12 protein-coding genes are annotated in these 12761 nt (G+C 71.9%); 8 read left to right on the top strand and 4 right to left on the bottom strand.

The genetic code is table 11. The features are described 5' to 3' along the window. Positions 1 to 49: 49 nt before the first annotated feature. Both msrA and ADK66_RS13505 read right to left on the bottom strand, forming a co-directional pair. Entirely contained in the window at positions 50 to 712 is a 663-nt protein-coding gene (msrA, locus tag ADK66_RS13510; RefSeq protein ID WP_053655298.1) for a peptide-methionine (S)-S-oxide reductase MsrA, read from the bottom strand. 111 nt (positions 713 to 823) lie between these two features. Continuing rightward, positions 824 to 1234 (bottom strand): HIT family protein, encoded by a 411-nt coding sequence (locus ADK66_RS13505; protein WP_053655296.1) that lies wholly within the window; start codon positions 1232 to 1234, stop codon positions 824 to 826. 105 nt (positions 1235 to 1339) lie between these two features. On the opposite strand from ADK66_RS13505, the gene ADK66_RS13500 reads away from it, so the two are divergent. The 5 genes from ADK66_RS13500 to ilvA all read left to right on the top strand — a co-directional run bounded on the left by ADK66_RS13500 (position 1340) and on the right by ilvA (position 7375). Then, positions 1340 to 2395 carry a YncE family protein gene (locus tag ADK66_RS13500; RefSeq protein WP_157552448.1) on the top strand — a complete coding sequence of 352 codons (1056 nt, stop codon included), beginning with the start codon at positions 1340 to 1342 and terminating at the stop codon, positions 2393 to 2395. Between the two features lie 123 nt (positions 2396 to 2518). Next, positions 2519 to 3661, top strand: coding sequence for a cystathionine gamma-synthase (locus ADK66_RS13495; protein WP_053655292.1), 1143 nt, complete (start codon positions 2519 to 2521; stop codon positions 3659 to 3661). Positions 3662 to 3673: 12 nt separating this feature from the next. Continuing rightward, a complete protein-coding gene (locus tag ADK66_RS13490) occupies positions 3674 to 5083 on the top strand; it encodes an amidase (protein WP_053655291.1) in 1410 nt (469 codons plus the stop codon). A 44-nt stretch (positions 5084 to 5127) separates the two neighbouring features. After that, a complete protein-coding gene (locus ADK66_RS13485) occupies positions 5128 to 6021 on the top strand; it encodes a DUF4328 domain-containing protein (protein ID WP_082377436.1) in 894 nt (297 codons plus the stop codon). A gap of 133 nt (positions 6022 to 6154) precedes the next feature. Then, positions 6155 to 7375, top strand: coding sequence for a threonine ammonia-lyase (gene ilvA / locus ADK66_RS13480; protein WP_053655287.1), 1221 nt, complete (start codon positions 6155 to 6157; stop codon positions 7373 to 7375). A gap of 62 nt (positions 7376 to 7437) precedes the next feature. On the opposite strand, the gene greA is transcribed toward ilvA, so the two are convergent. Further along, positions 7438 to 7935, bottom strand: coding sequence for a transcription elongation factor GreA (gene greA / locus ADK66_RS13475; protein WP_053655285.1), 498 nt, complete (start codon positions 7933 to 7935; stop codon positions 7438 to 7440). Positions 7936 to 8092: 157 nt separating this feature from the next. Continuing rightward, positions 8093 to 8533 (bottom strand): DUF4307 domain-containing protein, encoded by a 441-nt coding sequence (locus ADK66_RS13470; protein WP_053655283.1) that lies wholly within the window; start codon positions 8531 to 8533, stop codon positions 8093 to 8095. A gap of 200 nt (positions 8534 to 8733) precedes the next feature. On the opposite strand from ADK66_RS13470, the gene mca reads away from it, so the two are divergent. The 3 genes from mca (at position 8734) to ADK66_RS13455 (ending at position 12659) form a co-directional block, all read left to right on the top strand. Beyond that, the gene (gene mca, locus ADK66_RS13465) at positions 8734 to 9615 is read left to right on the top strand and encodes a mycothiol conjugate amidase Mca (protein ID WP_053655281.1); all 882 of its coding nucleotides are present in this window, start codon (positions 8734 to 8736) and stop codon (positions 9613 to 9615) included. 48 nt (positions 9616 to 9663) lie between these two features. After that, positions 9664 to 9957, top strand: a complete 294-nt coding sequence (locus ADK66_RS13460) for a hypothetical protein (protein ID WP_053655279.1) — start codon at positions 9664 to 9666, stop codon at positions 9955 to 9957. Between the two features lie 179 nt (positions 9958 to 10136). Then, entirely contained in the window at positions 10137 to 12659 is a 2523-nt protein-coding gene (locus ADK66_RS13455) for a bifunctional diguanylate cyclase/phosphodiesterase (protein ID WP_053655277.1), read from the top strand. Positions 12660 to 12761 lie beyond the last annotated feature (102 nt).

The raw sequence follows: 12761 nt of genomic DNA, 5'->3' as shown, positions 1-12761 counted from the left end.
GGCCACCTTGTCGGCAGCCGGGCATCGCGCTCGTGCGGGTGGTGGCGGGTCAGCCGGCGGTACGGGCCACGCCGACCGGGCAGCTCAGGCCGTTCGGGCCGTGGTTGCAGTAGCCGTTCGGGTTCTTCGTCGGTGCGAGGTACTGCTGGTGGTAGTCCTCGGCGAAGAAGTAGCTGCCGAGCGGGGCGATCTCGGTGGTGATCTCACCCTTGCCGGCGCGGGTCACGATCGGCTGGAAGGCGTCACGGGACGACTCCGCGATGGCGCGCTGCTCGTCGGTGGTGGTGTAGATCGCCGACCGGTACTGGCTGCCCACGTCGTTGCCCTGGCGCATGCCCTGGGTCGGGTCGTGGTTCTCCCAGAAGACCTTCAGCAGGTCCTCGTACGTGATCTTGCTGGGGTCGTACACCACCTGGACGACCTCGGCGTGCCCGGTCCGGCCGGAACACGTCTCCTCGTACGTCGGGTTCTTTGTGTAGCCGCCCGCGTAGCCGGCGGAGGTGGTGAACACGCCGGGCAGCGTCCAGAACAGCCGCTCGGCGCCCCAGAAACAGCCCATGCCGAAGACGGCGACCTGGAGGCCCTCGGGGAACGGGCCCTTGAGCGGCGTACCCAGCACCTCGTGCCGGTCGGCGACCGGCATGGCGATCGGGCGGCCCGGCAGGGCCTGCTCGGGCGAAATCATCTCGGCGTTCATACGGCGCAGGAACACGGTGGGACTCCTCTCGTACCTCTCCCAGCGTGTAACACCGGTGGGTCTTCCTTCCTTACCCGCGCCACTGTGACTCAGGCCCCCACCCGGCCGGTCGGCGGGTCGGGCTCCTCAGAGGGCTGCGGCGATCCGGTCGGCGTAGGTCTGGGCCTCGGTGTCGTCCTGGTAGCGGGTGCGCGGCCAGAAGAAGCCTCGCAGCCCGTCGCCCTTGGTCCGGGGCACGACGTGTGTGTGCAGGTGCGGGACGGACTGGGACACCTTGTTGTTCATCGCCACGAACGTCCCACCTGCCCCCAGACCCGTCTCCACCGCCACCGCCAGCCGCCGTACCAGCGCGAAGTAGCCGGGCAGCAGGTCCGCCGGCAACTCGCCCAGGGTCACGAGGTGGACCCGGGGCACCACGAGCACATGCCCGGCGAAGACGGGACGGGTGTCCAGGAACGCCACCCCGTCCGGCTCGTCGGCGACCCGGAACGCCGCAACCTCGCCCGCCACGATCCCGCAGAACACGCACCCGCTCATGGGTCCAGGCTATGCCGGCGGCACCGCCGGACCCGACAACCCCGTGCAGGCATCGACTGTGCTATTCATTCACTCGGCTCAATTCACACGGGGAAGGACAACACCTTGCACATCAGAAAAGGTACGACCCGGGCGGCGCTGGCGGCGTTGACCGCGGGGCTGCTCACCGCGGCGCTCCCGACTCCCGCCCAGGCGGCACCCGCGCAGACCGCCACCCCGCTGCCGCTGGCCACGGTGGCCGACGTGGTGTCGGCCGGTGACCGGGTCTTCGTCAGCGGTGGCCGGTCGTCGACCGACATCGTGGTGGCCAGCGCCACGGGCGCGGTGGTCGGCACCCTGTCCGGCCTGCCCGGCCCCTCCGACCTGCTGCTCAGCGCCGACCGGCAGACCCTCTACGTGGCGCTGCCCACCGCGAACGCCATCGCCGCCTTCGACACCGGCTCGCTCGTCGAGTCGGCACGGTACGACACCGGGGCGGGCGAGTGCCCGTCGTCGCTGGCGCTGACCGGGCGGTACCTGTGGTTCGGCTACGGCTGCGACCAGTGGGGCGGCAACATCGGCCGAATCGACCTGGGCCGCCAACCCGCCCGCGTCACCACGGGGATGGCCACCAGCCAGGACTTCTACGACGCCCCGCTGCTCACCGCGGCCAGCCAGAACCGGGCGGTGCTGCTTGCCGGGCAGCCGTCGTTGAGCCCCGCCTCGGTGTACGCGTACGACATCGGCACCGGAGGCGTCCTGAGCGCGCCCAGGACCAACGAGTGGACGGTGGTCGGCAGCAACCTGCGCGACGTCGCGCTCGACCCGACCGGTACCACGCTCTACACCGCCGCCGGCTCCCCGTACTCGGTGCAGGCGTTCCCGTTCGCCGACATCACCACCCCGTCCGCGACCTATCCGACCGGCCCGTACCCGAACGCCGTCGAGCTCTCCCGCGACGGCACCAAGGTCGCCGCCGGCGCGGACGCCTCCTACGACCCCGACGTGTTCGTCTTCCGGCCCGACGGCACCGAGCTGGCCCGCTTCGAGTTGGGCAACGACGAGCTGAGCCCCGGCGCGCTGGCCTGGTCGCCCAACGGTGCCCGGGTCTACGCGGCCTCCTACGACTGGACCGGCGCCCGCCCGGTCGCCCTGCACGTCCTGCCCGTTCCGGCCGCCTGACCGGCCCCAGCACTGCCGACGCGCGGGGCCGGGCCACCGGGTCCGGCCCCGCGCGCCCGGCGCGAACGGCGCGGGCGGACGGGTTCCGTTCCAGCCATCGAGACGAAGAACTAGCCTCACAGGATGAACCACGGCTTCGAGACGCTCGCCATACACGCCGGTCAGGACCCCGAGGCCCGCACCGGCGCGGTGATACCTCCGATCTACCAGACCAGCACCTACGCCCAGGACGCCGTCGGCGCGCCCCGGCTCGGCTACGAGTACAGCCGGTCCGGCAACCCGACCCGCGACGCTCTCCAGGAGTGCCTGGCCGCGCTGGAAGGCGGCCCGGTCGGGCTGGCCTTCGCCAGCGGCCTGGCTGCCGAGGACACCCTGCTGCGGGCCGTCTGCCAGCCGGGTGACCACGTGGTCATCCCCGACGACGCGTACGGCGGGACCTATCGGCTCTTCGCCCGTGTCGCCCAGCGGTGGGGGATCGAGTTCACCCCGGCCAAGGTCTCCGACCCGGCCGCCGTCCGTGCTGCCGTGCGGCAGGGCCGGACGAAGATGGTCTGGGTGGAGACGCCCACCAACCCGCTTCTCGGCATCGCCGACATCGCCGCCATGGCGGGCGTGGCACACGACGCCGACGCTCTGCTCGTCGTCGACAACACGTTCGCCTCGCCGTACCTGCAGCAGCCCATCGCCCACGGCGCGGACGTGGTGGTGCACTCCACCACCAAGTACATCGGCGGCCACTCCGACGTGGTGGGCGGCGCGCTCGTCGTCTCCGACGCCGCGCTCGGCGAGGAACTGCGCTACCACCAGAACGCCATGGGCGCGATCAACGGCCCGTTCGACGCCTGGCTCACCCTGCGCGGCATCAAGACCCTCGGGGTACGCATGGACCGGCACTGCGACAACGCGGAGCGGCTCGCCGGGTACCTCGACGGGCACGCCAAGGTGGCCCAGGTGATCTACCCAGGGCTGCCGTCGCACCCCGGTCACGAGGTGGCCGCCAAGCAGATGCGCCGGTTCGGCGGCATGATCTCGTTCCGCGCGGCCGGCGGCGAGGACCACGCCGTGGAGATCTGCAACCGGGCCAAGTTGTTCGTGCTCGCGGAGTCGCTCGGCGGCGTGGAATCCCTGATCGAGCACCCGGGTCGGATGACACACGCAAGTGCTGCCGGCTCGCCGCTTGAAGTTCCCGGGGATCTCGTGCGACTGTCTGTCGGCATCGAGACGGTCGACGACCTGCTCGCCGATCTGGAGCAGGCGCTGGGCTGACCGCTGGGGAGGATGGCCGTGCAGGACATCATGGCGACCTGGGTCGGGGCGACTGCCAAGCAGATCGCCCGGGGCGTACGCCGAGGTGACGTCTCGGCCACCCAGGTCGTCGCCGACCACCTTGAGTACATCGCCTCGGCCGACCGCGATCTGGCGGCGTTCCGCGCCGTTCGCGGCGGCGAGGCGATCACCGAGGCGGAGAAGGTCGACGAGCAGGAGGACCTGGCGAACCTGCCGCTGGCCGGGGTGCCGGTGGCGGTCAAGGAGAACACGCCGGTCGCCGGCCTGCCCACCTGGAACGGGTCGCCCGCGGCGCGTACGGAGGTCGCGGAGGCCGACCACGAGGTGGTCCGCCGGCTCCGGGGCGCCGGTGCGGTGATCCTGGGTGTGACCCGGATGCCGGAGTTGGGCCTGTGGGCGCTCACCGACGACGACAGCGCTGTGACGCGCAACCCGTGGGACAGCACGCGTACCCCTGGGGGCTCCTCCGGTGGCGCGGCCGCGGCGGTGGCGGCCGGGCTGGTGCCGATCGCGCACGGCAACGACGGCCTCGGTTCGATCCGGATCCCGGCGGCCTGCTGCGGCCTGGTCGGGCTCAAGCCGGGCCGGGGCGTGGTGCCCTGCCAGCTCGGCGCGGACGACTGGTTCGGTCTCACCGAGCACGGCATGCTCACCAGCACTGTCGCTGACGCGGCGGTCGGCTTCTCGGTGCTGGCCGGTAGACGTCCGGAGAAGCTCGTCCCGCCGCAGCGGCTGCGGGTGGGCGTCTCGCTGCGCTCCCCGGTACGCGGCGTCTCACCGGACGCGCCCAACCGGGACGCTGTCGCCGCCGCGGGCCGGCTCCTCGCCGCTGCCGGGCATGACACGGTGCCGGCCGATCCGGTCTATCCCACAGCGCTGGGCCTGCAGGGCATCGCCACCTGGTTCGCCGCCGCCGCCACGGACGTCCGGGCCTCCGGACTGGACAGGCGTGGCCTGCAACGGCGTACCCGGCGGCACGTAGCGCTGGGCGAGTGGGCGCAGCGCCGGGGGTACGTCCGGGAAGCCGACCGGACCGCCTGGCGGCAGCGGTCGATCGACTTCTTCACCGACCACTCGGTCGACCTGCTGCTCACCCCGGCGCTGGCCAGTGCCCCGCCGGAGGCCGGCCGCTGGTCCGAGCGGTCCTGGCGGTCGAACATGTCGGCAAGCATCAGGTACGCCCCGTACGCCGCGCCGTGGAACATCGCCGGCCTCCCGGCGGTAGTGGTGCCGGTGGGCCGCCGCCCGGATGGTCTGCCGGTCGGTGTGCAGATCGTCGGTCCGCCCGGTTCGGAGCTGCTGTTGCTCGGTGTGGCCGGCCAGTTCGAAATGGCCGCCCCCTGGTCACGGCACGCCCCCGGCTACCCCCGGGTCGGCAAGGGGTCGCCAGCCGCCGCGTGATCGTCTACTGTGGACGCCACGTCGCGCGGACTCGGGAGACATCGATGCGTTGTCAGACCTGTGGGGACGCCACATCTCCCGAGCACAACGACTGCCAGCGTTGCAACACGCCGCTCGGCCAGCCCGCCGTCTGGCCCGCTGTGGCGACCTACCGGGTACGTGGCATCGGCCTGGCCGCCTGCATCGCCGTCGGCGTGGCCGTGGTGCTCTCTCTCGTGACGGCACTCGATCCGATTGTCGGGTTGCTGATGACCCGGCGGGCCCAGAACGCCGACGACGCGGACCTGCTGGTCGACGCTTTGTCAGTGCAGGCGCTGTTGTCGCAGCCCTCGGTGGTCGTGTTCCCCGCCGCCGCCGTACTGGTGATCGTCTGGATGTGGCGGGCGCGGAAGAACATCGACGCGTTCCCGGGTGCGCTGCCGACACTCGGTGCCGGTTGGGCGATCGCCGGCTGGCTGATCCCGTTCGTCAACCTCGTGGTACCGGCCCGGGTGATGGCCAGCGTCGCGCGGGACAGCCTCTGGCGGCGCCGCACCCCGGCCACGGTGTTCGTCTGGTGGATTACCTGGCTCGTGTTCAGCATCGGCGAGGGGGTCGTCAGCAACCAGAACGCCCAGGCGTACATCAGGCTGCCGCAGAACCCGTCCACCGATGCCGACTACCAGGCGTACATCGACCACTACGGCGATTCCCTGCTCCGTAACGCCGTGCCCGCAGTGGCGTGCGTGGTCGCCGGGGTGACGCTGATCCTGTTGATCCGACGGATCTCCGCCGCTCAGGAGGCACGCATCGCCAGCGGGTCGCCAGCATGGCCGACCGCCCAGGCCTGGCCGGCTGCCCCGGTCCCGGGCGGGCACCCCGCTGCCGGGGCCACGCCGTCGGCTTCCGGATCGGGCGGTGAGGAGCCGGCAGGCCCGGAGAATCAACCCCGGGCGTGACCCACCTCGGATCGCGGACACCGCGCCGGTGGCGCGAGGTTGATGCCGCGGCATCGGTGACGCCGAGTGGAACTGAGCCTCTCGTCCCGGTGTCGACGAAGAGGGCGCTCGGCCCGGGTGGCACGATCGGGGCATGACGGAACTGGTCGGCCTCGACGACGTACGGGCCGCGCGGGAACTGCTCGCCGACGTCGTCCGGATCACCCCGCTGGAGCCCTCGCGGCCACTGAGCGCGGCGCTTGGCGGGCCGGCCTGGCTCAAGTGCGAGAACGTCCAGCGCGCCGGCTCGTACAAGGTGCGCGGCGCGTACGTGCGGATCTCCCGACTGTCGGCGGCGGAGCGCGAACGCGGCGTCGTCGCGGCGAGCGCCGGCAACCACGCCCAGGGAGTGGCGCTGGCCGCCGGCCTGGTCGGCACGCACGCAACGGTCTTCATGCCTGTCAACGCCCCGCTGCCGAAGGTCGCCGCCACCAAGGGGTACGGCGCGCAGGTCGAACTGGCAGGCAACACCGTCGACGAGTCGCTGGTGGCCGCGCAGACGTACGCCGAGCGGACCGGCGCGGTGCTCATCCACCCGTTCGACCACCCGGACGTGATCGCCGGCCAGGGCACCGTGGCGCTGGAGATCCTCGAACAGTGCCCGGAGGTGCGGACCATCATCACGGGCGTGGGCGGCGGCGGTCTGATCTCGGGCATGGCGGTCGCCGCCAAGGCGCTGCGGCCGGACGTCCGGATCATCGGCGTGCAGGCGGCCGGCGCGGCGGCCTTCCCGCCCTCGCTTGTGGCCGGGGAGCCGGTGCGGCTGCCCGTGTTCGCCACGATCGCGGACGGCATCGCTGTCGGGCGGCCCGGTGAGATCACCTTCAACCATGTCCGCAAGCTTGTCGACGAGATCGTCACGGTGTCCGAGGAGGACATCTCCCGGGCGCTGCTGATGCTGCTGGAGCGGGGCAAGCAGGTCGTCGAGCCGGCCGGGGCGGTCGGCGTGGCCGCGCTCCTGGCCGGTGTGGTGGAGGTGGAGACGCCTGTGGTCGCGGTGCTCTCCGGTGGCAACATCGACCCGCTGCTGATGCTGCGGGTGATCGAGCACGGCCTGGCCGCCGCGGGACGCTACCTGCGCGTGACGGTGCGGTGTTCCGACCGGCCGGGGCAGCTCGCCTCGCTGCTCGGTCAGATCGCCGAGCACCGGGCCAACGTGGTGGATGTGGAACACCAGCGGGCCAACCCACACCTGGGCCTCGGCGAGGTGGAGGTGGCACTGTCGGTGGAGACCCGTGGGGTGGAGCACTCGGACACGCTGATCAGCGCGTTGCGGGCCAGCGGTTACCAGGTGGTCTTCGCCGCCGAGGCGTGACACCGGCGGGTGCCACACCTCGGCGGGGGTACGCCCTCAGACGGCCCGGAGGCCGGCGGCGCTCAGCCGGAGAACGGCTCGAAGCTGACCACTGTCACCTTGATGTCGGCGCCGCTGGGTGCCGTGTAGGTGCAGGTCTGCCCGGGACGGCCGCCCAGGATCGCCTTGCCGAGCGCGGACTCGGGGCTGTAGACGGTCAGGTCGGTGGTGGCGGCGATCTCCCGTGAGCCGAGCAGGAACGTCTCGGTGTCGTCGGTGTCGTCGTCGAAGTAGATCGTCACGACCATGCCGGGCGACACCGCGTCCGTGGTCGGCGCCTCGCCGACCTTCGCGGTGCGCAGCAGTTCCTGGAGATAGCGGATGCGACCCTCGGCCTTGCCCTGCTCCTCGCGGGCGGCGTGGTAGCCGCCGTTCTCCCGCAGGTCGCCCTCCTCGCGCCGAGCATTGATCTCGGCGGCGATCGCCGGTCGGTTGGCGATGTGCTCGTCGAGCTCGGCCTGGAGGCGGTCGTACGCGTCCTGGGACAGCCAGGTGGCGGGCGCCTCGTTGCCAGTGGACACAGGCGGTCTCCTCAGATGTGCGTGGCTGGCTGACAGGTGAACTACCAAGTTACCAGTGCGGTACGACACAGCGTGTCGGCGATCATCACCGCTGTCCGGATCGGGCGTCCCGTGGTAGGAGCGCCCGCGCACTGCTCGGAGCTGTGGTCCGCGCAGCTCAGGCGGGAGGACGGCAGCGCAGCACCTCGCCGATGAACGGCCGGGCGGTGGTGCTCAGGCGGTGCCGGACGGTGAGGTGCCGTTCGCCAGGGGCGGCGGTCACAGTGATCTCCTCGCGGGCGACCTGGGCGCCGGCGCGGTCCCGGGCGCGCAGCACGCAGACCGCCGACTCACCCGCCGGCACTGTCACCCGGAAGTCGAGCACCATCTGGGTGTCCGTGATGTCGGTGTAGGTGATCACCTCGGCGCGGTAGTTCGGATCACCGTACTGCTGGTAGAGCCGCACCGAGATCAGGCTCAGCGCCGCCAACAGCGCCAACAGCGCCAGCGCGGCCAGCAGCGTACGACGGCGGCCTCCGCCGGATGCCCGACGGCGGCCGTAGCGCCCGGTCGGGAAGACCGGCGCGCCCGGTGAAATTGTGGCGTGCGTCTCGGTCACCGGCGGGTATCTCCTGGCGTTGTTGTCGGCGGCATCGGCAAGAATGACAGAGTCCATTCTCCCACCCGACCCAACGGCAGCAACGGCAGGTCGGGTCGGGCCCGCAACGCCGACCAGCGGCGGGGTGCGGAGGATCCCGGCAGGTCAGCCGGTTGATACCGGTCGGGTCCGCCGGCCGGCACAGACGAGGAGCGCCGACGTTGGCAGAGCAACTGCGTCTCATGGCCGTTCACGCGCACCCGGACGACGAGTCGAGCAAGGGTGCGGCGACCATGGCGAAGTACGTCGCGCAGGGCGTGGACGTGCTTGTGGTGACGTGCACCGGCGGTGAGCGCGGCAGCGTGCTCAACCCCAAGCTTGACAGGCCCGACGTGTGGGCCAACATCGCGGAGATCCGCCGCGCCGAGATGGACGCCGCGCGGGCGATCCTCGGCGTCGAGCAGGCCTGGCTCGGTTTCGTCGACTCCGGTCTGCCCGAGGGCGACCCGCTGCCCCCGCTGCCGGAGGGCTGCTTCGCCCTCCAGGACGTCGAGGTCGCCGCCGGCCCACTGGTGCGGCTGATGCGGGAGTTCCGCCCGCACGTCGTGACGACCTACGACGAGGAGGGTGGCTACCCCCACCCCGACCACATCATGTGCCACAAGGTCAGCGTGGCCGCCTTCGAGGCCGCTGGCGACCCGGAGCGCTACCCGGAGCTGGGCGCCCCGTGGCAGCCGCTGAAGCTCTACTACGACATCGGCTTCTCCAAGGCCAAGATCATGGCCCTGCACGAGGCGATGCTCGCCATCGGCCGCGAATCCCCGTACGAGGAGTGGCTCAAGCGCTGGGACGACCGACCCGACAAGGGCCCCCGGATCACCACCCGGGTGGAGTGCGGCGACTACTTCCACGTCCGCGACGACGCGCTGCGCGCCCACGCCACCCAGGTCGACCCGGACGGCTTCTGGTTCCACGTACCGATGGAGCTGCAACAGCGTGCCTGGCCGACGGAGGATTTCGAGCTGGCCCGCACCGTCGTGGACAGCCCGTTGCCCGAGTCCGACCTATTCGCAGGGGTGCGGGAGACGGCGCACGCGCGCTGATTCCGGCCGGGTCTACCCTGGTACCCAACCGCACATCGGAGGAACGCCATGCTGACCGCTGCCCAGGTGCTCGCGGAGAACAACTTCGGGGACACCCGCACGGGTGGCCTGGCCGGACCGATGGGCCTCTTCCTCATCCTGCTGCTGGCCACCGCGACCATCCTGCTGATCCGCAACATGAACGCCCGTCTGCGCCGCCTGCCGGACCGGTTCCCGCAGCAGGCGCGGGCGACCGACCCGACCAGGGCGGACGCGACAGTCGTCGATCCGACAGGCGGGACGGGAGCGAGTGAATCATCCCCGCACGCTTCCAACGGGCACCAGCAGCACCGGAACGGGTAGTCCGCGCATGATTCACGCCGAACCGGGTGGTCGACCCCTGTTGCGACCACCCGGTTTGGCTTAGCCTTCCGCCGGGGGGACCAAAAGTCTCCGAGCCGTGCGCGGAAGGGGGCGCCGATGACTGACACAGCACCGGTGACCCGTCACAGCGTCGGTCGGCCGGCTGACGGGTATGGTCGATGACCTCCGGCCCCCCTGCCGACCGGCTCGGCGCGCGCGGTATGCCGGCCCGGTTGCTCGTGCTGACCGGCGCGGTGACGCTGACCGCCCTGGTCTCCGCCATGGTCGGCTGGACCCTCCCGTTCCGACTGCCGGCTGACGATCCCCTCGGTGGCCCTGCCCGCTTCGGCATCGCCGTGGCGATCCTCGCCGTCGCCCAGCTCGCCCGACTGCGGTTCCGCACGGGCGCGGGCATGGTCAGCATCACCTGGGGCGAGGCGGCGCTTATCGTCTGCCTCTACCTCACGCCGGCAGGCTGGCTGCCGTCGGCGACCCTGCTCGGCGCCGGACTGGCCTGGACGGCGCACTCGCTGTACGGCGACCGCCGTCCATTGCTGGAGATCGTCCGTATCGCCGCGTCGCTCGCCGCCGCGTCGGCACTGGCGGTGTCCGTCACGACGGCCCTGGGGGAGCCGTTGCTCGCCCCGCCGACACCGATGCTGGCGCTGGCCGTGATCGCCGGGTCGGTGACGTACCTGCTGGTGACCGCCTGGCTGGGCGGGGTGACGCTGGGGTTGCGGCACGGGCTGCCGATCGGACCGCCGCTGCTCGCCGCGCTGCGCGCCAAGCTGCTCATGTTCGTCGGCAACGTGGCTGTCGGCCTGGTGGTCGTCACGTTGCTGGAGCTGGACCCACGCTGGCTGCTTCTCCTGCCGCCACTGCTGTGGCTGCTGCACCAGACCTACCGCTACCGGCTGCGCGCCGACCAGGAACGCCGTACGTGGCGGGCCTTCGCCGAGGCCACTGCGGCCCTCAACCAGCTCGACGAGCGCGGCGTGGCCAGCGCCGCGGTGAGCGGCGCGCTGACGCTGTTCAACGCCGAACTGGTCGACGTCGACGTGGCGCGGGCCGACGGCAGGTGGCGGCGCTACCGGGGCGACGCCGGCGGTCAGCTGGTCGACCGGGAGGTGGGCCCACCGGACCAGTCTGAGCCCGATGAGCACGAGTTGGTGCGCCCCCTGTCGGTGGGCGCCGCGCCGGTCGGCCGGTTGCGGGTCCGGTTCCCCCGTTCCGCCCCGCCCACCGCCCGGGAGCGCGACGCCATCGCCGCGTTCGGTGACGCGCTCGCCGCCGCCCTGCACGACGCCGCGACCCACCGTGAGCTGCGACTGGTCACCGCCCGATCGTCGTACGAGGCGGTGCACGACCCGCTCACCGGGCTGGTCAACCGGACGGCGATGCTCAGCAAGGGCGACCAGTCGCTGCGGCAGCTCGCGCACGAGCACCCGGTGGCTCTGCTGCTGCTGGACATCAACCAGTTCAAAGAGGTCAACGACACCCTCGGGCACGCGGCTGGCGACCAGTTGCTGCGGCTCACCGCCAACCGCCTCAGCGCGCTTGCCCGCCCCGGCGACCTGCTCGGCCGGCTCGGCGGCGACGAATTCGCGCTGCTGCTCACCTCGGTGCCCGTGCTCGGCGACCGCACCGCCCCGATGGCGTACGCGCTGCGGCAGGCCCGGGAGATCGCCGAGCGGCTGGCCGCGCCGACCGAGGTGGCCGGGGTGCGGATGTCGATCGAGGTGTCCGTCGGGGTGGTCGTCGCCGACGCGGGCACCGCCGACCTGACCGAGCTGCTGCGCCGGGCCGACATCGCCATGTACCAGGCCAAGGAGGGCGGCGGGAGCGTCGCCGCGTACGACAGCACCCGGGACGCGGCCAGCACCGACCAGTTGGCGCTGCTTGCCGAGTTGCGGGAGGCGCTGGAGGTCGACGACCAGCTGGTGCTGGCGTTGCAGCCGGCCGTCGACCTGGCCACCGGCGCGCCCACCGGGGTGGAGGCGCTGATCCGCTGGCAGCATCCCCGGCGGGGCTGGCTCAACCCGATCGACTTCATCCGCCCGGTGGAGAACAGCGAGCAGTTGGGCACGTTCACCCGGTACGTGCTGAACAAGGCGCTCGGCGTCGCCGCCGGCTGGGCCCGCGAAGGACTCGACGTACCGATCTCGGTGAACCTGTCCGCGCGTAGCCTGCTCGACCCGCGCCTGCCGGCGGAGATCGCCGAGGCGCTGCGCCGCCATCAGGTGCCGCCGCATCGGCTGGTCCTGGAGATCACCGAGACCGTGGTGATGAGCGAGTTGGAGGTCATCGACGAGGTGCTGTCCACGCTCCGGTCGATGGGCGTGCAGCTCGCTGTGGACGACTTCGGCACCGGCTTCTCGTCGTTGACCTTCCTCACCCGGATCGCAGTGGACGAGCTGAAGGTGGACCGCTCGTTCGTGATCCGGATGGCCGACTCGCCGGAGGCGGCGGCGATCGTGCGGACCACCGTGGGGCTCGCCCACGAGCTGGGGCTGCGGGTGGTCGCCGAGGGCGTGGAGACCGCCGAGCAGCGGCTGGCCCTGGCCGAGCTGGGCTGCACGTCCGCGCAGGGCTACCACTTCTTCAAGCCCATGCCGGCGGACAAGATCGGCGCGGTGCTCGGGTCGCTGCGCGACTCGGCCGAGTCGAACGTCTTCCGGCTCCGCGCCGACGGCGCCTCCTGACGGGCCGGTCGCGCTGCCTGACGGGCCGGCCGCACTGCCTGACGGGCCGGCCGCGCCTCCTGACGCGCTGACGTACCGGCCGGGTGACTGCGCCCGGCACGG

It is taken from the genome of Micromonospora sp. NRRL B-16802 (assembly GCF_001279555.1).
Classification (GTDB): domain Bacteria; phylum Actinomycetota; class Actinomycetes; order Mycobacteriales; family Micromonosporaceae; genus Micromonospora; species Micromonospora profundi.
Note: the sequence above shows the minus strand (reverse complement) of the source record. Positions and strands in the feature narration are given on the sequence as shown.

What these genes read in the sequence shown, in the direction of transcription:
- ADK66_RS13505 (WP_053655296.1), bottom strand. Translation starts at nt 1,234, where the DNA reads ATGAGCGGGTGCGTGTTCTGCGGGATCGTGGCGGGCGAGGTTGCGGCG.
- ADK66_RS13485 (WP_082377436.1), top strand. Translation starts at nt 5,128, where the DNA reads ATGCGTTGTCAGACCTGTGGGGACGCCACATCTCCCGAGCACAACGAC.
- ADK66_RS13495 (WP_053655292.1), top strand. Translation starts at nt 2,519, where the DNA reads ATGAACCACGGCTTCGAGACGCTCGCCATACACGCCGGTCAGGACCCC.
- ADK66_RS13455 (WP_053655277.1), top strand. Translation starts at nt 10,137, where the DNA reads ATGACCTCCGGCCCCCCTGCCGACCGGCTCGGCGCGCGCGGTATGCCG.
- ilvA (WP_053655287.1), top strand. Translation starts at nt 6,155, where the DNA reads ATGACGGAACTGGTCGGCCTCGACGACGTACGGGCCGCGCGGGAACTG.
- ADK66_RS13460 (WP_053655279.1), top strand. Translation starts at nt 9,664, where the DNA reads ATGCTGACCGCTGCCCAGGTGCTCGCGGAGAACAACTTCGGGGACACC.
- ADK66_RS13490 (WP_053655291.1), top strand. Translation starts at nt 3,674, where the DNA reads ATGGCCGTGCAGGACATCATGGCGACCTGGGTCGGGGCGACTGCCAAG.